This is a genomic window from Rhodococcus wratislaviensis (assembly GCF_900455735.1).
Lineage (GTDB): Bacteria > Actinomycetota > Actinomycetes > Mycobacteriales > Mycobacteriaceae > Rhodococcus_F > Rhodococcus_F wratislaviensis.
In genome coordinates, this window is the sequence record NZ_UAUI01000001.1 from 73,151 (window position 1) to 93,336 (window position 20,186).

Consider the following 20,186-nt stretch of genomic DNA (forward strand, 5'->3'; position numbering starts at 1 on the left):
GCCGCCGGTCACGCACCGTCGTCGCCGCGACTGCCCGTGGGTCGCGGCGACGACGGTCGTCGCCCTCGTAGGGGGCCCCACACCGACTGCAGGATCTCCTGCTTGGTGACGACCAGCGGGCCGTGACGTCGTGGGTCGTCGGCCACCGCTCCGCTCGCTCGGCGCCCCCGCTCGATCGAAACCACTCCCGGCCGTCGGCCGAGTGGGAGGCTGAGGAGGGGGAACAGTTCTCTGGTTCGACCCGGACAACAGGAGACCACCATGCGACTGACCACACTCGGCGACCTTCCCGCGCGCATCGCGACCGGGGGGTTCATCCTCCATACGGGGATTCAGAAATGGTCGGCGGACGAGCAGACCGCCCAGGGCGTTCACGGTATGGCGGCGGGAGCGTTCCCGTTCCTGAACGCGATTCCGCCGGAGCGATTCATCAAGTTGCTCTCGGTCGCCGAGATAGGCACGGGCGCAGCGCTACTCGCACCGTTCGTGCCGTCCGCCGTGGCCGGGGCGGCGCTCACCGGGTTCTCCGGGGGCCTCGTGGCCATGTACGCGCGGACGCCCGCTCTGCGTAACCCCGGCAGCATCTGGCCGAGCGAGAACGGCATCGCCGTCGCGAAGGACGTGTGGATGCTCGGCATCGGGCTGGGTTTCGTGCTCGACGGGTTGTCCCGTTCCCGTTCCCGCTGCCGCTGACTATCTGGCGGTGAATCCGGCGTCGACGGGAAGCGCGATGCCGGTGACGTACCGTGCCTGGTCGGATACCAGCCAGGCGATGGCGTTGCTGACGTCTTCCGCCTCGATCAGACCCACGTTCAGGAGGTTGCCCACGTCCGCGCCACTGGACGCGGGGGCGTCGGCGAACAGTGCGGCCACGGCGTCGTTCATCACCATCGGCGTGTTCGCACCCGCAGGGTGCACCGAATTGACCCGGATGTCGTAGGGCGCCAGCCAGTGCGCCCACGTGCGGCGCCGGTGACGAATGCGACCTTGCCTTCGAGCGGAGCTGTCATGAGCGCGGACCTCTCAGTCGGTGATACGGCCGACGCCAGGGCGTCTCACAGATATCGACTCACGCGCGTCCGAGAACTCATCGCGGGCTACTGCTCGGGCACGACGCAGAAGTCGCTGTCGGAGAACCCCGACGGCCGGACGCCGAGCGCCTGATTGAGACGTCCGCGGTGGTTCTCCCAGGCGATGGCCGCGGCGAGTTCGGTCAGTTGTGCCTCGGAGAACTCGGCGAGCAGCGAGCGCCGCAGTTCCTCGTCGATGTGGGCGGGTGTTCGGGTGATGGCCTCGGCGAACTCCAGCACCAGCTTCTCGGTGTCGTCGAATTCTGGGCTCTCACGGAATGTCGGGAGGGCGCGCAACTGCGCGTCACTCACACCGAGGGCGCGGCTGAACGCCGACCCGATGTCGAGGCAGTACTCGCAATTGGTCAGAGCGGCCGCCTTGATCTCGCCGAGCGCTTTGAGGCGGGGGTCGACCCTGGCGCTGGTCGCGAGCGCGAACTCGTGGAACCCGACGGCGGCGAGGAGCTGCGGTCGGCGGCGCAACCAGCGCAACAGGTCTGCCCGGTTGCGGCGGGCGGTGGGAAAGACGCGACGAAACGAGTCCATCTGACCGAGGACGCTCATGCTGTCGGTCTACACCCATCGCCGAGCCGGGACAACCCTGCGGCCATTCGCAATCGTGGTATCTCGGCGGCGGGAGTGTTCTACGTTCGGAGCAGAGGCCCACCGCACCCCGAGGAGCCGGCATGAAGGCTGTCATCTGCACCGAGACTCGCCTGGAGGTGGATGACATCCCGGCTCCGATCCCGGCGAGGGGTCAGGTGCTGATCGATGTGTCCCGGTGCGGGATCTGCGGTTCGGACCTGCACGCCCGCGTGCACGCCGACGAGATGGCGGAACTGGCGGCCGAGACCGGCTATCGCGGCTTCATGCGTTCCCGCCAGCGAGTCGTGCTCGGGCACGAGTTCAGTGGCACCGTTGCCGACTACGGGCCCGGCTGCCGGAAGCGGTGGCCGGTGGGTACCGCTGTGGTTGCGTTACCCATTGTCCGCACCGGGTCGGACATCCATCTGACCGGGCTGTCGGCCTCGGCGCCGGGCGGCTACGCGGAGCAGGTGGTGGTGCAGGAGTCGATGACCCTGCCGGTGCCCAACGGGCTGTCGGCGGAGAGGGCCGCGCTGACCGAGCCGATGGCGGTGGCGTGGCACGCGGTGCGGAAGGGGGACGTCGGCAAGCGCCGGACCGCGATCGTCATCGGATGCGGCCCGATCGGTCTCGCGGTGATCAGCATGCTGAAGGCGTCCGGTGTCCGCACCGTGGTGGCCGCCGACTTCTCCACCCGCCGGCGGGAGCTCGCCCGGCATTGCGGTGCCGACGTCGTGGTCGACCCTGCCGCGGCGTCGCCCTGGACGTCGTATCCGCGACGACGGGAGACGACCTCGATCACGGAGGTACTCGCCCTCGGGCTGGACACCATGGAGAAGCTGCGTCGCATCCCGAGGCTCCCGTGGTGGCATGCCTTCGCCCTCGCCGACACGGTGGGGGCGACACCGTCCGGGCCGGTCGTCTTCGAGTGTGTCGGCATGCCCGGAGTCATCGACGGCATACTGGCCGGGGCGCCGCTGCGGTCACGTGTCGTCGTGGTCGGGGTCTGCATGGAGACCGACGCCTTCCGGCCCGCACTGGCGATCAACAAGGAGATCGACCTGCGCTTCGCCGTCGCCTACGACCCCCGCGAGTTCCGCGACACGCTCCACATGCTCGCCGACGGAAGGGTCGATCCGTCGCCGCTGATCACCGGCACGGTCGGGCTGGCCGGTGTCGAATCGGCGTTCGCCGCGCTCGGTAGCCCCGAGCTGCACGCGAAGATCCTGATCGACCCCGAGAACACCACCGCCTCGCTGTGATTCGCCGACGACCATGACATCCCACCATCCGCGCCTCCAGTGGGCAGTGCCGGCGCTTCTCCTCGCGCTGATCTACGCCGCGTCGCTCACCGTGTACGGGTTGAGCAGTCGCACCGGCGACGACGGCGCACCGTTCGAGATCGGCCGCGACGAGGTGGTGGTCCTCGTGACGGCGAAATCGCTGCAGCCGACGACCGACCGGGTGCAGGCCGAGGTGACGATCACCGCCGGTGAGGATTTGCTCCACGCCAACGGTGACACGCTGAACCGGGACATCACTCTGCTGCTCATCCCCAGCACCAGTCACGAGGAGATCGTGTTCCGTGCGGGCGCCGCGGCCACGACGTTCGACACCGAGTTCATCGCCACCGGCAACGCGGCGTACTGGCCGTTCGACCGGTTCGAGGTGAACCCGATGGTGGTGGAGGCGTATCAGGGCCTCGGCGCCGACCGTGAACTGGTGCCCACTGCCCTGCTGCTGGACGGCCGGGTCGACGGGTGGAAGGCGCGTGCCGAAGAGGTGGCGGTCGACACGGACCTCTCCCGGAACGGCACCGGCGCCGCGCTGATGTTCGCGCGCACGGGCGGGAACCTGATCTACGCCGGAATCCTGCTGCTGATGATGACGATCCTGGCGGGGCTCGCCGCGTTCGTCGCGCTGCAGACGTTCCGGCGCAAGCGTGCCGTCAACACCGACATGCTGGGCTGGATGGCCGCGATGCTCTTCGCCGTGGTGCCGTTGCGCGGAATCCTGCCGGGAAGCCCGCCGATCGGGTCGTGGGTCGACATCGCGCTCACGGTGTGGGTGGTTTCCACACTCGTCGCGTCGCTGGCATTGTTCGTGTTCTGCTGGTGGCGGGACAGCGCAGCGCCCACCCGGCCCTGATTGCTATCAGTCGATGCTCTGCAGTTTCTTGCGGCGGCGGTAGTCTGCGGCTTTGATCCGGTTGCCGCACTCCGCCATTCCGCACCAGCGGCGCGAGAAGCCGCGGGAGAGATCGACGAACAGCCGGGTGCAGTCCGGGTTCGAGCACTCCTTCACCTTCGCCATCTCCGGGGAGCCGATCAGATCGATGGTGTCCCGGGCGAGGAGGCTCAGGGCGTTGCCGGGTGAGCCGGTGCTGGTGGTGTCGCCGTCGCGGGTGAGAGTGAGGGTGGGCAGCGGGCCCGCGGCGGTGGTGTTGAGGAGGCTGACCTCCGCTTCCGTCGCGAGGTGGCTGCTGCCGGTCAGCGCGGCACCGACGGCGCTGTAGATCGCCTCCCGGAGGTGCCGTGCGTCGTGGACGCTGTCGGCGGACGGCGGGTCCATCTCGTCGCAGAGGTTCGCCCCCGCCACCCACCGGCGCAGGTCGTCCGGATTCTCGAGTAGCTCGGTGCGCAGGGTGCGGCGCCACAGGATGGTGCCGGCGAAGTCCAGGCAATGCCGTCCACTCACATACACGAACTCGGTCACGTCACCATCTTGACAGGTGACGCGAACGAGTTCAAACTTCTTCCATGATTCCCGTCACCCCCTAGGGTGGTGACGACACCACCGTCAGTCCGTCTCGGTGGCAGCGACGGGACTCATTCACACAGCGTTCTCACCAAAGGAGCCCGGATTCCATGTACGACGACGCGCGCGTCCCAGCGCCGACACGAGGGCCCGCCTCGCCGCCCCTGACCACCGCCACCATCGCCGGCCGGATGGAACGACTGCCCTGGTGTCGTGTCCAGCGAAACCTCTTCCTGGTGATTGCCACCGCCTGGTTCTTCGACTCGATCGACCTGGGCGCCATGACATTCCTACTGTCGCCGATCAGCCACCACTTCGCGCTCACCGCAGCACAGACAGGAGTACTCGGCAGCGCAAGCTTCGCCGGAATGTTCTTCGGCGCCATCGGAGCCGGGGCCATCGCCGACCGATTCGGCCGTCAACGGGTCTTCAAATACAGCATCGTCGCCTGGGGCCTGGCGAGCATCGGACTCGCCCTGTCGTGGAACTTCGAGGCCCTGCTCACCTTCCGATTCCTGCTCGGCGTCGGTATGGGAGCGGAGTTCCCGGTGGCCGCGGCAATCCTCGCCGAATTCATGCCCTCGTCGAAGCGCGGGCGCTACGCCGCCCTGCTCGAAGGCGCCTGGCCGATCGGATTCATCACGGCCGGCGCCGTCTCTTACCTCCTGGTCGCGTCCACCTTCGGTTGGCGCGGATTCTTTCTCATGCAGGCGGCCCTGGCCGTGGTCGCACTGATCATTCGCCGCAACCTGCCGGAGTCACCCCGGTGGCAGGTCTCCCGGGGGCACACGGCCGCAGCGGAACGCACCCTGTCGTCCATCGAAAGCGCCGTCCGCGAGGCGACCGGCCGGCCGCTGCCCGAACCCGAGCCCGTGCGCGGCACGCACGGTGAGGACACCGAACGGGGCGGCTTCCGCGCACTCTTCCTTCCCGCGCACAAAGCGCGCACCCTGACGGTATGGGCGGTGTGGTTTTGCCTGATGACCGGCTACTACGGGCTGACGACCTGGATCGGCAAGCTCCTGACCGACAACGGCCTCGACGTCGCCAAGAGCATCGGGTTCGTCCTGGTCATGGCCCTGTGGGGAATCCCCGGATTCCTCTCGGCCGCATACCTGATCGAGCGGCTCGGACGACGCTACTGCCTGGCCGGCTACACCATCGGCTCCGGCATCGCCGCCTTCTTCTACGGCCAGAGTTCGGGCACGTTCGAGCTGATCCTCGCCGGATCGTTCCTGCAGTTCTTCTTCTTCGGCATGTTCTCCTCGATCTTCGCCTACACCCCGGAACTGTTCCCCACCCGCAGTCGCGGCGCGGGGGTCGGCTCCGCCACCGCCCTGGGCCGGCTGGGTTCGGTCTTCGGCCCCATCGCGGTCCCCTTCCTGCTCGGGTTCGGCGGCACCGGACTGGTCTTCTCCACCAGCGCGGTCCTGTTCGCGATCGGTGCGCTGATCGTGCTCACCCGCCTTCCCGAGACGAAAGACGCTGTCCTCGAACAGATCCACTGACCCGCACCGCACGTACACCACGACGAAAGCGAATCCCGTGAACACCGACGAATACCTGTACTTCCTCGACCGCGCCTTCGACGGCATGCTCGCCGTGCTCGGCGAACTCGGCGACGAGCGCGCCAATCAGGCACCACCCTTCGACGGCGCGAACTCCCCCTGGGCCATCACCTACCACTGCACCGAGGTCGCCGACTACTGGATCGGACACCTGATCGGGGGCCGCGAGAGCAACCGTGACCGTGAGTCGGAGTTCACCGCCCGGGGAACCATCGCCGATCTCACCCGCACGGTCGCCGCACTGCGGTCGAGGCTGCAGAAGGACCTCGACGGATTCGACCCCGGTGCGCCGCTGACGAATACCCCACCGGCCGACTACGAGGGGCCGAGCCGCCAACTGACCCCGAACGGGGTTCTCCTCCACGTTCTCGAGGAGCTCGCCCAACATCACGGACAGGTCGAGGTTTCCCGCGACGCCCTGTCGACCATCCCGATGGAAGCAGCACTGTGACCACCTCGACGACACCCCACCCCCGGTACCCGGGATTCGACGACCTCGACCTCGGTGCGCTGTCCCGGCGCACCGGGGTGAAATGGGCGCGCGCCGTCGAGGCCGGGGTACTCCCGTCGTGGGTCGCCGACATGGACTTTCCCGTCGCCCCGGAGATCCGCGACGCGCTGAAGGACGTCATCGACCGCGGCGACCTCGGCTACCCGAACTGGTTGGGCGGCACTCCCCTGCGTGCCGAGTTCGCCCGGCGGATGTCCGACCGCTACGGCTGGCAGGTCGACCCCGCCGACGTGCGGGAGCAGACCGATCTGATCCAGGCGCTGCAGCTGATCCTTCGCCTCGGCACCCGCCCCGGGGATGCGGTGGTCATTCAGACCCCGAACTACCCACCGTTCCTGGCGACGATCGAAACGATGGGGCGGCGCACCGTCGAATTCCCCTTCGTCGACACCGAGAACGGGTGGGTACTCGACTTCGACGAGTTCGAGCGGACCCTCGCGCAGAATCGTCCCAAGGTGCTCGTCCTCGTCAATCCGCACAACCCGACGGGCCGAGTGCACACGCGCGGCGAACTCGAGCGCATCGCCGAACTCGCCGAACGGTACGGCCTGCTGGTGATCAGCGACGAGATCCACGCCGAATTGATCTACGAACCGCACCGGCACATCCCGTTCGCGTCGATCAGCGACGACGCCGCATCCCGGACCGTGACGGTCACGTCCGCCGGGAAGGCCTTCAACCTTGCCGGTCTGCGCTGCGCGGTGCTGCACTACGGCCCCACGGACCTGTTGGCGGTCCGGGACAACGAACCCCCCGACCTCTACGGCGCGGTGTCGGTTCTCGGGGTCGTCGGCTCCCTCGCCGCATGGCAGCACGGGCAGGCGTGGCAGGACAGCCTCATCCGCGTCCTCGACCGCAATCGCACACGGGTCCACGACGTCCTGACCCGGGCGCTGCCCGAGGCCCGGCACCACCGGCCCGAGGCCACGTACCTCAGCTGGGTGAACGTCTCGGCCCTGCCGGTGGACGATCCGATCGACCGCATCCGCCGCGCCGGCCGCGTGCTCGTCGACGGCGGCACACCCTTCGGGAAGACCGGTGGCCGATTCATCCGAATCAACTTCGCCACCTCGGAGACCCTGCTCGACCGGGTCCTCTCCGGCATCACCGTCGCGCTCACCGGCGGGCACACGGACCCCGCCGCGCCGTTGACCGAACTCGACCCCTGCACTCTGACGTAAAGGACCGATGCACGTGACCACCGCCATCGCCACCACCCACGCGCCGTCCGCGGCGCATCTCTACAACCAGGGCATCCAGATCGGCGACCTGGTGTTCTGCAGCGGACAGCTGCCCCTGATCGCCGAATCGGGTGTGCTCGTCGGACCGAACGATCCCGGAGCCCAGACACGGCAGGTCTTCGCGAACGTGGCCGCGGTGCTCGCGGCGGCAGGCAGTTCCCTCGAGCACGTCGTCAAAGCGACGATCTTCCTCACGTCGATGGAGGATGTCGCCGCCGTCAATGCCGTCTACGCCGACACCTTCACCGGCACCAAACCCGCCCGCTCCTGCATCGCCGTGCGCGCACTCCCGCACCCGGATGCCCTCGTGGAGATCGAGGTGGTTGCCACGAGAGCGCCGAGTTCGAAATAGTCGAGAACATGGTGCGCCGGACCGGACGAGTGCTGCCGCCCTGGTATCTCGCCCACGTCAACAAGGTGATCGTGGGCCTGCATCGCCTGGGCGTTCCGATGCCGATGCCGGCGCTCACCGTCCCTGGCCGGAAGACGGGTGCGCTCCGGTCGACCCCCGTCTCACCGTACGAGGTGGACGGCCGGCGATACGTCGTCGCGGGATACGCCGAATCGGATTGGGCGAAGAACGCCCGGGCAGCCGGGCGTGGTGAGCTGGCTCGGGGGCGTCGTCGCGAGCGCGTCCGACTGGTCGCCCTGCCGGTGTCGGAGCGGGGCCGGATCCTCCGCGAGTTCCCGGCCCGGGTGCCGCACGGGGTCACCATGTTCCTCAAGGCCGGGACGGTCGCGAACTCCTCCCCGGAGGCGTTCGCGGCCGCCGCGGACCGGTGCGAGGTCTTCCGCATCGAACCGCTCGAGTGACGGGGTCACCGAACCTCGAGGGTGCCCACCATGTTCGGGTGATAGGTGCAGTGGAACGCGAAGGTGCCCGGTTGGCCGGGGACGGTGAACGTCGCGGTCGCACCCGGTTCGATCTCCACGTCGAACAGGTCGCCGGTGTCTGCGGTCACGGTGTGTTCGGCGGTGTCGTCGTTGCGGACGGTGACCTCTTCGCCCGGCGCGAACGTGCCGGGCAGGGTGTACTTGAAATCGGAGATCACGATCTCCTGCCCGCCCGGTTGACCCGCTCCCGCAGGCATGGACATCGACGGCATGCCGGACATGGGATGGTCGCCGTGCTCCGATTCCGCCGAACCGGACGAGTCGTCACCGTCGCTTCCGCATGCGGCCAGCGCGAAGACGGCCAGCAGGATCGGCAGGACAAGTGTCAGAACGCGTTTCATGGTGGTCGCCTCCGGATGACGGTGGGAACGGATGCCCGACGCCCCGCTCCTCGCGGGAGTAGTACCCGTTTTCGCGGCAGACACCCCTCGCCGCGCCCGGCGAGTCGTCAGCCGCCGTTCAGCGCTTCCTGCGACTCGAGGTTCGCCACCGGGGTGCGGAGAGAGGCGACGGCGTCCGCGTAGAGGGAGGACTTGATCTCACCGAGCGTGCGTCCGCGCGTCGCGACGAGTCCCTGCGCGTGTGCGACGGCCCTGGCGAGCACCTGCTGCTCGGGAGCGACCTCGTCGACGAACCCGAGTTCGCTCGCCGCGACGCCACCGTACCGGCGGCCGGTCACCAGGGCGGTGTGCACGGCCCGCGCGGGCAGGCGGGCCGCGAGCAGCGCGATGCTGCCCGGAGCGTAACTCGCCCCGATGGTGATGCCCGGCAGGCAGAAGTAGCCGCGGTCCTCGCGCATCACCCGGTGATCGTGGGCCGCCGCGAGGATGGCGCCGCCGCCGAAGGTGTGCCCGGTCAGCGCGGCCACGGTGGGCAGGGGAAAGGTGAGGATCCGTGCGAACAGGGCCTGCACACTGTCGATGTAGGAGTTCAGCTTGTCGGTGTTGGCGACCACCCAGGCGGTGTCGAGGCCGGTGGAGTAGAACTTTCCCGGTCCCGTCGTCACCAGTGCGGCGGGTCCGTCGTGCCGCTCGATCTGATCGAGGAGGCCGTCGACGTTGTCGATCCAATCCGGGTGGAAGGCGTTCTCGCTGTCGGGTTCCCCCTCCTCGCCGAAGTACAGGACGAACACATCTCCCGAGCGTTCCACGTAAGGCATGCGGCGAGGCTACCCGGAGACGGGCACCTCGCGCCCCTCGAGCACACCCACGTCGGTGGGTGAAGTTTCAACTGTCGTGGGGCCGGGTATGTCGATCGTCAAACAGCTGAGGCGGTGGACGATGAAGAGTGGGACAGGCATTGCCGACACCCGCACCGTTCGGGACTACATCCACACGGTGGCCAGGAGCGTTCACGCCGATTCCATCGACTGGTGGGACACCGACGGCATCGAAGCCGTCCTCGTCCTGCCGCTCCGGTTGCACTATCTGCCGGGGCGCAACGCGGTGCTGGCGTGGAACCGGACCTTCGGCTGGTCGCTCGGCGTCGAAGGGCTGGGCCGCCGCAGTGTCATCGTCATCGACGGCCTCGGTGTCGGGCGGATGCCGTCGCACGCCGTGTGCGCGGAACGTGCGGTGGAGCTGATCGACGACTATTGCCGTTCGACACCGGCGTTGCCGGGCGCGCCGGTCGCCGCGTCGACCACCGCGGATCGGTGCCCCCGCATCGGTCGGGACACCGCCGGCAGCGGGCGCCGGGACAGAGTCGTCAGGCGGCCGTGACCAGTGGCGCCGGGGGTCACGACGACAACGTGGCCCAACCGCATTCCCCCGCGGAGGAGCAGCCGATCATCGCCGCGGAGGAGGGCGCGGCGCGGATCAGCACGGCGGCGCATCCGCTCGGGAAGCCCGGACCGCGGTTCGATCGCCGGTCCCCGTTCTTCATCGGGATGGCCGGGGCCGCCGGTGTCGCCGTCACGTACGCCCTGATCGAGGTCGTTCTCGCGGCCCGCGGGGTGCTGGTCCTCATCGTCGTCGCCGCATTCCTCGCGATCGGCCTCGAACCGGCCGTGTCCTGGTTGGTACGGCACGGATTCCCCCGATGGGCAGCCGTCGCAACGGTTTTCGTTCTCGCGTTCGCCGTGCTGGCCGGGTTCCTGGCCGCGGCGATCCCACCGATGGTGACGCAGGGCGGCGCACTCGTGCACAACGCCCCGGACTACCTGGGACACCTCGAGCAGCGCTACCCGGTTCTCGGGGAACTCAGCACCCGCTTCCATCTGCAGGACGAACTGCGCCGGGCACTCGATGCGGGCAACGCGCCGATGGTCGTCGGCGGGCTCGTGGGTGCGGGCAAGATCGTGTTCAGCGCCATCAGCGGCACGGTGATCGTGGTCGTGCTCACCGCGTACTTCCTGGCCGACTTCGCGCACATCCGGTCGTCCCTGTATCGCCTGGCCCCGAACTCGCGGCGACCACGCACGATTCTGATCGGCGACGAAATCTTCGCGAAGGTCGGCGGATACGTGCTCGGGAACCTCCTGATCTCGCTGATCACCGCCGTCCTCACGTTCGTGTGGCTGGTGGCCTTCGACGTCCCCTACCCGCTGCTGCTGGCCGTCCTGGTCGCCGTGCTGGATCTGATTCCGGTGGTCGGATCCACCCTCGCCGGTGTCGTGGTGGCACTGGTCGCCCTCACCGTGTCCCTGCCCGTGTCACTGGCGACCATCGTCTTCTTCATCGCCCTCCGCCTGGTCGAGGACTATCTGCTCGTTCCCCGCATCATCGGCCGAACCGTCAAGGTGCCCCCGATGGTCACCGTCGTCGCCGTCCTCATCGGCGGCGCACTGCTGGGGATCGTCGGGGCGCTGCTCGCGATACCCGTCGCGGCCGCCGTTCTGCTCCTCGCCCGCGAGACGGTGTTTCCGCAGCTCGACCGCGGCTGAGCAGACGGGGCACGAAAACGGCCTTGCGGAAGAAGTTTCCGTGTTCTGCTTACCCTGGAGACGTGGGATGCGCCGGGGCATGCTCGGGGCCGTGTCCCGAGCATGAGAAAGAGGCGCTGGATGTCGGTGATGAGTCCCACCGAGGCGATGTTCGTGCTGTTCGAGACGCCGTCGCATCCCATGCACGTGGGTGCGCTCGAACTGTTCGAACCGCCGCGCGAGTCGGGGCCCGATCATGCCCGGGCCATGTTCGAGGCGCTGATCTCGCACGAGGGTGCGTCGGACACGTTCCGCCGGCGCGCCGTACGCCCGCTTCGCGGCGCCAGTTACCCCTGGTGGTCGTTCGACGACCGCATCGATCTCGGCTACCACGTCCGGCACACGGCGGTCCCGGGCCGGGGCCGCATGGAGGACCTGCTGTCGCTGGTGTCCCAGATGCACGGCATGCCGCTCGATCCGCAGCATCCGATGTGGGAGATGCACGTCATCGAGGGGCTCGCCGACGGACGGACGGCGGTGTTCTCGAAGATTCACCTCTCGCTGATGGACGGACCGGCCGGGCTGCGGCTCCTCCACCACGCCCTGTCCACCGACCCCGACGCCCGCGACTGCCCCGCACCGTGGACGCCCGGGGTCACCGGCACGTCGCGGCGGGAGTCCGTGTTGCCCGTCGCCGTGGTCCGGGCCGGGGTGCGGGCCGCCACCAGCATCGTCGGGGTGTTGCCCGCGCTCGCGAAGGTCGCCTACGACGGCGTCCGCGAGCAGCACCTGACGCTTCCCCTGCAGTCACCGCCCACGATGCTCAACGTTCCGGTCGGCCGGGCCCGGAAGCTGGCGGCACGGTCGTGGCCGATCCGGCGCCTGGTGTCGGTGGCCACCGCGGCCCGCACCACGATCAACGCGGTGGTGCTCGCGATGTGTTCGGGGGCGCTGCGCCGGTATCTCCTGGAGCAGTACGCGCTGCCCGAGGCGCCGTTGACGGCGATGCTGCCCGTGCCCCTCGACCTCGGCGGCACGATGATCGGACCGCGTGGCCGCGATCACGGCGTCGGCGCGATGGTCGTCGGCCTGGCCACCGACGAAGCGGATCCGGCGGCACGCCTCGCCCGCATCAGCGAATCGGTCGAGCACACCAACCGTGTGTTCGGCGCGTTGAGCCACACCCAGTTCCAGCTGATGAGCGCGCTGGCGATCAGCCCGATCCTGCTCGAGCCGGTCCGCCGGTTCGTCGACGACACTCCCCCGCCGTTCAACGTGATGATCTCGTACATGCCGGGCCCGTCGAGGCCGCGGTACTGGAACGGCGCCCGCCTCGACGCCGTGTATCCGGCGCCGACGGTCCTCGGCGGGCAGGCGCTCAGCATCACCCTCACCAGCCGGTCCGGTCAGCTCGACGTCGGCGTGGTGGGCGATCGGCAGGCCGTCCCGCATCTTCAGCGGATCATCACGCATCTGGAGACGTCGCTCAGCGATCTCGAGAACGCGGTCGCCGCGTCCGGCACCTGACCCCTACCCGGCCGGCTGCCGCAGCGACGTGCGATTCTCCTCCCAGCATTGTGCGACGTGGTCGCCGACGAGGTCGTCGAACGCGAGGCAGGCCGCGGCCCCGAGCAGGATGTCGTCAGCCACCGCGGGCCGTGCCGCGACCAGTCCGCCGGCGAGGTCGCGGCAGACGATCTGTTCGTGCACGGAGTCGGCCTCCACGTGCTCGTCGAAGAACAGGGTGGCCGCCTTCCCGAATCCGAGTCGGCGCAATCCGGCGGCGTATTTCTTGCTCGGCAACGCGGACGTGGTCTCCACCGCGCACAGGTGCCCCACCAGCGCGCCGAGGCGGCTGCGGTGCAGACCGAACAGGGACAGCGCGTTCAGGGACGCCAGCGTCACGGCGGGCACCGCGTCGATGTAGTGCGCGTAGTCGTCGGACAGCCCGAGTTCGCGCATCGTGGTGGCGAACAGCGCCGAATGCATCCGCTCGGGCCTGCCGCCGCCGTACTCGTCGGACTGCACCTCCACCAGCGCCGCTTTCGGAGCGCCCGCGAGCCGCGGAATGCCGAGTGTGTGCACGTCGGCCTCACGCAACTGGTTCAGGGAACGGTGGATCAGCAGTTCACGGAACTGGATGAGATCCGCATCGTGAGCCATGTGACCGGACAACCCCGGCGCCGTGCTGGGGGCGGTCATCGCCCACAGCGCCGCCACCACGTCGTCGGCGCCGGTCGGCGCGTCCGCCACGTCACGGATCGCGGCGTCGAACGGAACCTCGAGCGCCGACCGGGCGGCGATCAGGTCACTGTTCCACTCCCACTCGTCGCCGACACCGCTGATCCCCTGCAGGTGCAGTTCGTAGAGAGCGGTCAGGCAGATCTGCGCGTCCTCGTCGAAGAGGAACGCCCGCGGACTGTCGCGCGCCGACGAGGCGAGCGAGCATGCCGCCGCCACGAACGGTTCGGCATCGGCGCCCTCTGCGCGCAGAATGGAGAACAGGAGATCGCTGACGGGACCGCGCGGCTGCGGAAAGGGCATGGACGTTCCCGATTGCGCCACCGTGTCCGACATCGACCGAGAGTGCAAGGTAGTCATATGAACTCCATTCCCATTGCCGGGGCCGACGAATCCGACGTCACGATCACGGTCTGCCCCGATGGTCCACTCCTGGTGCGTGGTGCCGCGCGGATCCTCGACTCCGAAGGTAACTCGATCGGCAACGATCGGGCCACCGTGGCGCTGTGCCGGTGCGGTCGGACGAGCATCGCCCCCTTCTGCGACTCTTCGCACAAGAAGCGGCGGCGCCCGTAGGACCGTCCCCCATCAGTTCCACTTCCGATTCTGCGCACGGCGGCGCGCGATCACGAACGTCACGACGCCGACAAGGATCACGATGGCAATGATTTCCATGCCTACCGATTACCCAATCCGCGGAGAAGCTACGCCGGACCCCCGCTGTGCCGCCGGTTGCGACGGCGAGAAGCGCAGTGGGGCAACCGGAAACGCCGACAGTATGGTCTCGGCCGCGGTTTGCGGCGAGAAACCGCGCCACCGCCGTTGACACGATGGGGTAACGTCAGAGTCCTGCACGGTTGAGCCCCCAGCCGCAATGGACGGGCACGGTTCACGCGCCTTCTTTCGTGCCTGTCTCCTACGTCGCTCGACCGTGAGGAAACGACATGAAATCTGTTCTCAGTGCGCTGCCGACACGCTACGACCCAGCCGACAATTCGACGCTGTTCAGCTGGGCCGTCGAGCCCGAGCACGGGCGGCTCTCCGTCGTCAGTGCGCCCGGAGTCGGCGGGATCCTCGTCGTCCGGATCTCCGGTGACATCGACGTCACCACACTTCACACCTTCGGGAATCACCTCGACGAGGCGATCAACGAGCGGCTTCCGTTCGTGCTCGACCTGACGGACGTGCAGTTCTTCTGCGCGGCTGCCCTGCCGGTACTCGACACCATGGCCGCCCGCGCACGCAGGCTCACCGTGCCGTGGGCGGTGACCGGCAACAACGCTCTCCGCAGACCGTTGACGGCAATGAACATGGCTGCACAGATCCCCTTCCGTGCCGACCTCGAGGACGCCTTCCGGCTGGTCGCCGAAGGAATTCACCAGGGTGGGCGCTCGGCGTGAAGGACATTGTTCCGCACGGCACGTCCGACTTCGTGGTGGTCGCCAACCGGCTGCCCGTGGACATGGAGACACTCGACGACGGGACGACACGCTGGAAGCGCAGCCCCGGGGGCCTCGTCACAGCCCTGGAGCCGATCCTTCACGACCGGGAGCGCGGTTCCTGGGTGGGTTGGCCCGGTGTGCCCGACGCGAAGGTCGAACCGATCGTCTCCGGCGGCATCGACCTGTACCCGGTGGAGCTGAGCTCGGACGAGGTGTCGCGGTACTACGAAGGATTCTCGAACGCGACGCTGTGGCCGCTGTACCACGACGTGCTGGTGGCACCGGTCTTCGACCGGGACTGGTGGCACTCGTACCTGGACGTGAATCGCCACTTCGCCGAGGAGACGGCGCGCACCGCGGCCGAGGGCGCAACCGTGTGGGTGCAGGACTATCAGCTGCAGCTGGTGCCCCGTCTGCTGCGGGAGATGCGCCCCGACCTGACCATCGGGTTCTTCCTCCACATCCCCTTCCCGCCCGTGGAACTGTTCATGCAGTTGCCGTGGCGCAAGGAGATCGTGGAGGGGCTGCTCGGCGCCGACCTCATCGGCTTCCACCTGCCCGGCGGCGCCAACAATTTCCTGTTCCTGGCGCGCAGGCTGCTGGGACTCGACACCACCACCGCAGGCGTCGGCGTACGCAGCGCGCTCGGCAGGGTGACACTCGACGACCGGGTCGTGCGGGTCGGTGCGTTTCCGATTTCCGTCGACTCGCGGCAACTGGTCGAACAGGCCACCGATCCCGCCATCGTCGAACGGGCCGCCGAGATCCGCCGCGAGCTCGGGAACCCCCGGAAGATCCTCCTCGGAGTCGACCGACTCGACTACACGAAGGGCATCGACCTGCGGCTCTCGGCGCTCGGCGAACTCCTCGACGAGGGCCGCCTGGACCCGTCCGACACCGTGATGGTGCAGCTCGCCACCCCGAGCCGGGAACGCGTCGAGCACTACATGAAGATGCGCAGTTCCATCGAGGAGCAGGTCAGCCACATCAACGGTGATCACGGTCAGATCGGCCGGCCGGTCGTGCACTACCTCTATCAGCCGGTCGATCGCAGCGAGCTGATCGCGCTGTTCCTGGCCGCCGACGTCATGCTGGTCACCCCGATGCGGGACGGGATGAACCTCGTCGCGAAGGAATACGTCGCCTGCCGAGCGGATCTGGGTGGTGCGCTGGTGCTCAGCGAGTTCGCCGGTGCCGCCGCCGAACTCCGGGGCGCCTACCTGGTGAACCCGCACGACCTCGACGGAGTGAAGAACACGATCATGGCCGCGCTCGACCCGGAGCGGGAGCAGGGACGGCGACGCATGTCGCGGCTGCACCGTCAGGTGCTCGACCACGACGTGCACCGCTGGGCGCAGTCCTTCCTCGGCGCGCTGTCTCCGGTCGTGGACTGATCACACGGTCCCGGACCTGGGTTCACTCGGGATTCGTCGTCACCGATTCGACGATGCGGCGCGCCACCTCCGCCAACTTGATGTGCTCCTGCTGCGACTGCGCGACGAGGATCTCGAACGCCTGGTCCGCGGGCACGCCCCGCAGTGCCATCACGATCCCCTTGGCCTGTTCGATGACCGCACGGGACTTCATGGCCCGCGTGAGACCCGAGACCTCGTTCCTGGCCAACTCCACGCTACGGGCGCTTCTCAGCAGACCCTCGATCGCGGTGGTGTAGACGAGCAGCACCACGGCGTCGAGTTCGCTGAAACCGTGATCTCCCTGCCCGTAGATGTTGAGGGTGCCGGCGAGGGCCTCGTCGACGGCGAGCGGCGCGGACAGGAAGCTGCGCATACCGGCCTGGTCGAGATTGTCCGCGACCGACGGCCAGCGGGCCGCGGCCTCCCCGAGCCGGGCCTTGACGACCTTCCGCGTTCCGGCGACACCGAAGTAGTCGCCGTCGATGGCCTGGAAGTTCTGAATGTCGATCTCACGGACCGCCTCGTCCGTGTACGCGACGGTCTCAACCTGCCCGTCGCGCAGCAGCGATATCCCGGCCATGTCGGCGTCGGCGATCGCGTCCACCACCTGATCGCAGACCCGCTGGAGCAGCAGGCTCATCTCCACCTGCGAACCGGAATTGCGATTGAACTCGTCCAACGCGGTTGCCAAGGAGCCCAATTGGGCCGCGATCGTCGCGCTGTCGAGATCGGGGGACATCGACCCAGGGCGCTCACCCACAGTCTCGGCCATTCTCGGATACACCTCAAATTCCGGGTGTAACCGACAGGACACCCACTGAACGAACGCAGCAGTTGTCTCTACCGTCGAGAAGACTTTACTCGACCCCGGAACCGTCTTCGTCCACCGATCCCGTCCCGGACGGCGAGGCGGGAGATTCCCCGGTCAGCAAACTCAGCGCCGCCGCGGACGGCCGGAGGATGCTTCCGGCGCTCATCGACGAACCCCGGGTCAGACCGCTGTGGGAGGACACAGCATCCTCGAGGTTGCGGAGCCGTTCCTCCGCCCTCCGGCAGGCGGCGACATGAGCGTCGCGACTGTCGGCGAAGGCGAATTCGGCCCGGACCACGTCTGCCAGTGCCTCCACGAATGCGGCCGCACTCTCACGGATCTCCGGTTCGAGAGGGCCGAACGGAGGTTGCGGTGCCAGCGCCAGCGAGGTGGCGCGGACGATCTCCGTGCACTGGGGCCAGCCCTCGGACAGCGCCACGACCGCGCGTCCCCATGTCGTTCCGGCAGCGACCGGACCGGCGGCACGTCGCACGTTGGCGCGCGCGCTCTCTTCCGTCCAGGCCACGGCGTCCACGGCGTCGTCCAGTTGTACCCGCACGTCCGCCGACCGTTCGACCCAACGACCGGGCTGTCCACCGGTTCCCGGTTCTCGCAATTCCCGGGCGACGTCGCACAACAGCGCAGTGGCGGTCGACCCCAGCCCGGTCAGCGCGCGCTCCGACCGCCGCAGGTACAGCGGAGGCAACAGCAACGCGTTCACGGCCACCCCGGTTCCGGCACCGAGGGCGATCGCCAGGATGCGGTCGCCGAGCATCGCCGGCTGATCGGAATCGCCGTACGTCACCATCAGCAGCGCGGTGACCGCCACCCACACCCCGCTGGAACCGAATCGGTGCCAACGGCCGAGCAGGAGACCTGTCGGCACCGTCACACCGACACCGACGGTGACCGAATCGAACAGGATTCCGACCACCGCGGCCAGCATCACCCCGAGCGAGACCGCCGCGAGTTGCTCGCCGGCCACCCGCAGTGTTCGCGACACCGTGACCTCGATCATGAACACCGCCGCGTAGGGCGCGAGGAACGGTTGCGGCAGTCCGAGAAGGCGCTCGGCCAGAATCCACGCGAGTACGGCAGCTGTCGCAGCCTTCGCCGACTGCACCACCACCGTGTTTCGCTGACCGTCCCCCGCCCACGAGCACAGGCGTCGGAGCGCGGTGACGTGCAACAGTCCTCTCTCCCTTCGTGCGGCGACGAGTGCCGTGTGCCCGGCTCACCGCACCGTCAACCGGTGCGGTTCGAACCCGGCACGTCCGGGTATGCCGGGCACTATGAACACCCACGTGACCGCAACCCACCTGCAGACACTCCTCGATTCGCCACTGCCGGACCCCGCCTTGATCCTGCAGAGCGGCGCCCCCACCATCGTCGATTCGGGTGAACTGGGCGACGAGCATCAGTCCCTGGTCATCGTGACCCGGGACGAATTGCGCGAGCAGCTCCCGAAAGACCGCGACTGCTCGCAGAGCGATCTCGAGTTCCACGCCGCGTCGCTCGAATCGACCGTCTCCGGTTTGGGTGGCTGAACCGGGGGATCAGCCGCCGCCCAGCTGCTCCCGCAGTCCGGAGAGGGTGCGCGCCAGAATCCGCGAGACCTGCATCTGCGAGACGCCCACGCGCTGGGCGATTTCCGTCTGGGTCATCGATCCGAAGAACCGCAACATCAGCACGCGGCGTTCGAGCGGCGGAAGTTTCTCCAGCGCCGGCCGCACGGCGGCGTGACTTTCCACGTTCGCAAGCTCCGGATCCTCCTCGCCGAGAGTCTCGGCGAGTGGCAGGTCGTCGGGATCATCACCCATGGCCGCATCCATCGACAAGGTTTGGTAGGCGTTCTTCGCGAGCAGGCCCTCGGACACTTCCCGGACGTCGAGTTCGAGTTCGGCGGCGATCTCACTGGCCGAGGGCGACCGTCCCAGTTCCTGCGACAGCTCGTCGACGGCCTTGGTGATCAATGCGTGGAGTTCCTGCATGCGCCGCGGCACCCGCATCGACCAGCCGGTGTCGCGGAAATACCGACGAACCTCCCCCATGATCGTGGGCACCGCGTACGACACGAAGTCGAAGCCGCGGTCCGGATCGAAGCGGTCGACGGCCTTGACCAGCCCGAGCCGGGCGACCTGCAGCAGATCCTCGTGCGCCTCGCCGCGCCCACCGAATCGGCGGGCGATGTGGTCGGCGAGCGGAAGGCAACGCGTGATGACTTCGTCGCGCAGCGCGGACGCCTCCCCCGACGACTCGTCCAAGGCTCGCAGGCGCGCAACCGTGGGCGCTACGTCCTTGTAGTCGTCTCTGCCGGGACGGTGCCGTTCGCTGCGTTCCGAAACCGGTGACACTAGATGGTGCCCCGGTATTTGACCAGTTCCACCGCCACGGTCCGTTCGACGGACCCGTTGCCGACGGGTCCCTCCGATACCGAAACCCCATTCATCAACGTCTCGAGCACGTGCCAGCCGAAGCTCTCCCGGCTGGGCACTCCGCCTCGGGTGAGGGGGGCACTGATCGTCACGTGCAACCCCGTCTCCGTGACGGCGAACGAACACGTCAGTTCGGCACTTCCCGGCGTCGCCGCGATCAGTTCCGAACACACCTCGTCCACGGCAAGTTTGATATCGGCCACGTCGTCGAGCGTGAAGTCTCCCAGAACGGCGAGAGTTTCCGCGACGGCGCGCACCACAGGCAACTGTTCGAACTCCGCCGCCACACGAAGCTCCACGGGCACACCGGATCTCGTTTTCATTCGTCTAACCTCGTCGACCTCGGCCATCTG

Annotated in this window: 26 protein-coding genes; 15 read left to right on the top strand and 11 right to left on the bottom strand. The window is 68.2% G+C overall.

Annotated elements, in window-relative coordinates:
* Positions 1-8: 8 nt before the first annotated feature.
* Positions 9-146: a hypothetical protein gene (locus DTA22_RS35995; RefSeq protein WP_160118481.1), complete on the bottom strand. Its 138-nt coding sequence runs from the start codon at positions 144-146 to the stop codon at positions 9-11.
* 115 nt (positions 147-261) lie between these two features.
* On the opposite strand from DTA22_RS35995, the gene DTA22_RS00385 reads away from it, so the two are divergent.
* Positions 262-693 carry a hypothetical protein gene (locus tag DTA22_RS00385; RefSeq protein ID WP_112298165.1) on the top strand — a complete coding sequence of 144 codons (432 nt, stop codon included), beginning with the start codon at positions 262-264 and terminating at the stop codon, positions 691-693.
* On the opposite strand, the gene DTA22_RS00390 is transcribed toward DTA22_RS00385, so the two are convergent.
* Both DTA22_RS00390 and DTA22_RS00395 read right to left on the bottom strand, forming a co-directional pair.
* Positions 694-981: an SDR family oxidoreductase gene (locus DTA22_RS00390; RefSeq protein WP_255309417.1), complete on the bottom strand. Its 288-nt coding sequence runs from the start codon at positions 979-981 to the stop codon at positions 694-696.
* Between the two features lie 116 nt (positions 982-1,097).
* A complete protein-coding gene (locus tag DTA22_RS00395; RefSeq protein ID WP_037232248.1) occupies positions 1,098-1,634 on the bottom strand; it encodes a carboxymuconolactone decarboxylase family protein in 537 nt (178 codons plus the stop codon).
* A gap of 122 nt (positions 1,635-1,756) precedes the next feature.
* On the opposite strand from DTA22_RS00395, the gene DTA22_RS00400 reads away from it, so the two are divergent.
* Positions 1,757-2,917: a zinc-binding dehydrogenase gene (locus DTA22_RS00400; RefSeq protein WP_112298166.1), complete on the top strand. Its 1,161-nt coding sequence runs from the start codon at positions 1,757-1,759 to the stop codon at positions 2,915-2,917.
* A 13-nt stretch (positions 2,918-2,930) separates the two neighbouring features.
* Positions 2,931-3,803 carry a DUF4436 family protein gene (locus tag DTA22_RS00405; RefSeq protein ID WP_112298167.1) on the top strand — a complete coding sequence of 291 codons (873 nt, stop codon included), beginning with the start codon at positions 2,931-2,933 and terminating at the stop codon, positions 3,801-3,803.
* A gap of 6 nt (positions 3,804-3,809) precedes the next feature.
* Here the strand turns inward: DTA22_RS00405 and DTA22_RS00410 are convergent, their stop codons facing one another.
* Positions 3,810-4,370 (bottom strand): CGNR zinc finger domain-containing protein, encoded by a 561-nt coding sequence (locus DTA22_RS00410; RefSeq protein ID WP_037232245.1) that lies wholly within the window; start codon positions 4,368-4,370, stop codon positions 3,810-3,812.
* Between the two features lie 152 nt (positions 4,371-4,522).
* Here DTA22_RS00410 and DTA22_RS00415 point away from each other — a divergent pair, with 152 nt between their 5' ends.
* The 5 genes from DTA22_RS00415 to DTA22_RS00435 are packed head-to-tail and all read left to right on the top strand — an operon-like array spanning position 4,523 to position 8,545.
* Complete coding sequence (locus tag DTA22_RS00415) at positions 4,523-5,920, top strand: MFS transporter (RefSeq protein ID WP_112298168.1); 1,398 nt, start codon at positions 4,523-4,525, stop codon at positions 5,918-5,920.
* Positions 5,921-5,957: 37 nt separating this feature from the next.
* Complete coding sequence (locus tag DTA22_RS00420) at positions 5,958-6,431, top strand: DinB family protein (RefSeq protein ID WP_112298169.1); 474 nt, start codon at positions 5,958-5,960, stop codon at positions 6,429-6,431.
* The gene (locus tag DTA22_RS00425) at positions 6,428-7,672 is read left to right on the top strand and encodes a MalY/PatB family protein (protein WP_112298170.1); all 1,245 of its coding nucleotides are present in this window, start codon (positions 6,428-6,430) and stop codon (positions 7,670-7,672) included. The genes DTA22_RS00420 and DTA22_RS00425 overlap by 4 nt, the downstream gene beginning before the upstream one ends.
* A gap of 7 nt (positions 7,673-7,679) precedes the next feature.
* The gene (locus DTA22_RS00430; protein ID WP_112298171.1) at positions 7,680-8,084 is read left to right on the top strand and encodes a Rid family detoxifying hydrolase; all 405 of its coding nucleotides are present in this window, start codon (positions 7,680-7,682) and stop codon (positions 8,082-8,084) included.
* Positions 8,085-8,092: 8 nt separating this feature from the next.
* Positions 8,093-8,545, top strand: a complete 453-nt coding sequence (locus tag DTA22_RS00435; RefSeq protein ID WP_037232241.1) for a nitroreductase/quinone reductase family protein — start codon at positions 8,093-8,095, stop codon at positions 8,543-8,545.
* 5 nt (positions 8,546-8,550) lie between these two features.
* Here DTA22_RS00435 and DTA22_RS00440 read toward each other — a convergent pair whose 3' ends face one another.
* On the bottom strand, positions 8,551-8,967 hold the full coding sequence (locus DTA22_RS00440) for a cupredoxin domain-containing protein (protein ID WP_112298172.1): 417 nt from the start codon (positions 8,965-8,967) through the stop codon (positions 8,551-8,553).
* 107 nt (positions 8,968-9,074) lie between these two features.
* Positions 9,075-9,785 carry an enoyl-CoA hydratase/isomerase family protein gene (locus DTA22_RS00445; RefSeq protein ID WP_112298173.1) on the bottom strand — a complete coding sequence of 237 codons (711 nt, stop codon included), beginning with the start codon at positions 9,783-9,785 and terminating at the stop codon, positions 9,075-9,077.
* Between the two features lie 121 nt (positions 9,786-9,906).
* Here DTA22_RS00445 and DTA22_RS00450 point away from each other — a divergent pair, with 121 nt between their 5' ends.
* The 3 genes from DTA22_RS00450 (at position 9,907) to DTA22_RS00460 (ending at position 13,016) form a co-directional block, all read left to right on the top strand.
* The gene (locus DTA22_RS00450) at positions 9,907-10,347 is read left to right on the top strand and encodes a DUF6292 family protein (protein WP_112298826.1); all 441 of its coding nucleotides are present in this window, start codon (positions 9,907-9,909) and stop codon (positions 10,345-10,347) included.
* Positions 10,344-11,510, top strand: coding sequence for an AI-2E family transporter (locus DTA22_RS00455; RefSeq protein WP_112298174.1), 1,167 nt, complete (start codon positions 10,344-10,346; stop codon positions 11,508-11,510). Before DTA22_RS00450 ends, DTA22_RS00455 begins: the two co-directional genes overlap by 4 nt.
* A gap of 120 nt (positions 11,511-11,630) precedes the next feature.
* A complete protein-coding gene (locus tag DTA22_RS00460; protein WP_037232238.1) occupies positions 11,631-13,016 on the top strand; it encodes a WS/DGAT/MGAT family O-acyltransferase in 1,386 nt (461 codons plus the stop codon).
* A 3-nt stretch (positions 13,017-13,019) separates the two neighbouring features.
* Here DTA22_RS00460 and DTA22_RS00465 read toward each other — a convergent pair whose 3' ends face one another.
* Positions 13,020-14,066 carry an iron-containing redox enzyme family protein gene (locus DTA22_RS00465; RefSeq protein WP_112298175.1) on the bottom strand — a complete coding sequence of 349 codons (1,047 nt, stop codon included), beginning with the start codon at positions 14,064-14,066 and terminating at the stop codon, positions 13,020-13,022.
* 24 nt (positions 14,067-14,090) lie between these two features.
* Here DTA22_RS00465 and DTA22_RS00470 point away from each other — a divergent pair, with 24 nt between their 5' ends.
* The 3 genes from DTA22_RS00470 to DTA22_RS00480 all read left to right on the top strand — a co-directional run bounded on the left by DTA22_RS00470 (position 14,091) and on the right by DTA22_RS00480 (position 16,566).
* The gene (locus tag DTA22_RS00470) at positions 14,091-14,306 is read left to right on the top strand and encodes a CDGSH iron-sulfur domain-containing protein (RefSeq protein WP_112298176.1); all 216 of its coding nucleotides are present in this window, start codon (positions 14,091-14,093) and stop codon (positions 14,304-14,306) included.
* Positions 14,307-14,674: 368 nt separating this feature from the next.
* Entirely contained in the window at positions 14,675-15,130 is a 456-nt protein-coding gene (locus tag DTA22_RS00475; protein ID WP_112298177.1) for an STAS domain-containing protein, read from the top strand.
* A complete protein-coding gene (locus tag DTA22_RS00480) occupies positions 15,127-16,566 on the top strand; it encodes an alpha,alpha-trehalose-phosphate synthase (UDP-forming) (RefSeq protein WP_112298178.1) in 1,440 nt (479 codons plus the stop codon). Before DTA22_RS00475 ends, DTA22_RS00480 begins: the two co-directional genes overlap by 4 nt.
* 22 nt (positions 16,567-16,588) lie before the next feature.
* On the opposite strand, the gene DTA22_RS00485 is transcribed toward DTA22_RS00480, so the two are convergent.
* Positions 16,589-17,359 carry a GAF and ANTAR domain-containing protein gene (locus tag DTA22_RS00485; RefSeq protein ID WP_112298179.1) on the bottom strand — a complete coding sequence of 257 codons (771 nt, stop codon included), beginning with the start codon at positions 17,357-17,359 and terminating at the stop codon, positions 16,589-16,591.
* An 85-nt stretch (positions 17,360-17,444) separates the two neighbouring features.
* Complete coding sequence (locus DTA22_RS00490; protein WP_112298180.1) at positions 17,445-18,587, bottom strand: FUSC family protein; 1,143 nt, start codon at positions 18,585-18,587, stop codon at positions 17,445-17,447.
* A gap of 103 nt (positions 18,588-18,690) precedes the next feature.
* Between DTA22_RS00490 and DTA22_RS00495 the strand changes: the two genes are divergently transcribed.
* Positions 18,691-18,945: a hypothetical protein gene (locus tag DTA22_RS00495; RefSeq protein WP_005246238.1), complete on the top strand. Its 255-nt coding sequence runs from the start codon at positions 18,691-18,693 to the stop codon at positions 18,943-18,945.
* Between the two features lie 9 nt (positions 18,946-18,954).
* On the opposite strand, the gene DTA22_RS00500 is transcribed toward DTA22_RS00495, so the two are convergent.
* Entirely contained in the window at positions 18,955-19,752 is a 798-nt protein-coding gene (locus tag DTA22_RS00500; protein WP_112298181.1) for a SigB/SigF/SigG family RNA polymerase sigma factor, read from the bottom strand.
* Positions 19,752-20,183: an ATP-binding protein gene (locus DTA22_RS00505; RefSeq protein ID WP_112298182.1), complete on the bottom strand. Its 432-nt coding sequence runs from the start codon at positions 20,181-20,183 to the stop codon at positions 19,752-19,754. Before DTA22_RS00505 ends, DTA22_RS00500 begins: the two co-directional genes overlap by 1 nt.
* Between the last annotated feature and the right edge of the window lie 3 nt (positions 20,184-20,186).